At 55.9% G+C, this 873-nt stretch carries 1 protein-coding gene; it reads right to left on the reverse strand.

Annotation, left to right across the window (positions count from 1 at the left end; genetic code table 11):
- Positions 1-801 carry an ExeA family protein gene (locus KCG48_RS14515; protein ID WP_211802890.1) on the reverse strand — a complete coding sequence of 267 codons (801 nt, stop codon included), beginning with the start codon at positions 799-801 and terminating at the stop codon, positions 1-3.
- Between the last annotated feature and the right edge of the window lie 72 nt (positions 802-873).

The following is an 873-nucleotide window of genomic DNA, read 5'->3' on the forward strand; positions in this document are numbered from 1 at the left end:
TTAACTTAATTCTCCGCTGATCACGAGTCTCACCATGTGGTCATCGATGATCCGCTTGCCGTTCTGGCAGCCATAGATCAGCGTGCTGGTGCAGACTTTGTTGACTAGGCGGGCGGAGCCGCCGGAGTAGCGGTAGATCATTTCCAGGGCTTCATCGGAGAAAATTTCGTGGTCGGTGCCGGCGTAGGTCAAGTGTCGCTTCACATAGGCTTTCACTTGGGCATGGTCCAAGACCGGCATTTTGCATTGGATGTCGATGCGTTGGCGGATCGCGGTGTAGGACTGCATCTGGAGCTTGTCCCAGAGCTCGGTTTGGCCCACGAGGATGAGCGCCATGGGACTCACTGCATCCATCTTGAAGTTGAGGAGGAAGCGGACTTCCTCCAGCATTTCCCGATCCAGAAGGTGGGCTTCATCGACGATGACCACGGGTTGCTTCTTATGCAGTCCCTTCATCAGTTCTACCTCTTTGTGCAGCTGCCGTTTGGCATCGCCCCGGTAGAACTTTGCTTCCGCACCGAGCTGATCAAGCATCCCCTTGTAGAAATTTCGCGGGGTCATTTTCGAGTCGGCCAGATACATCAGCTTGTACTCATTGGGGTCCAGTTGCGACTGGAACCGCCGTACGGCGGTAGTTTTGCCGGTCCCACACTCTCCGGTGAGGACACAGAACAGCTGCCGCTCCGCCACGTAGAACAGGCGGCTGAGCACTTCTTCCAGCGCATGGGAGGGATAGAGCTCTTGTGGCGGGATATCCCTCCCAAAGGGAGTTCGGGCAAATCCGTAGAAGGCTTCAAACATGGTCTTCTCCTCCCTTTCGCATGGCTTGGAAGGAGATGGCGGTGACTTGCTGTTTCTCTCGTCGGGCCTCGT

It is taken from the genome of Proteiniclasticum sediminis, assembly GCF_018128025.1.
Lineage (GTDB): Bacteria > Bacillota > Clostridia > Clostridiales > Clostridiaceae > Proteiniclasticum > Proteiniclasticum sediminis.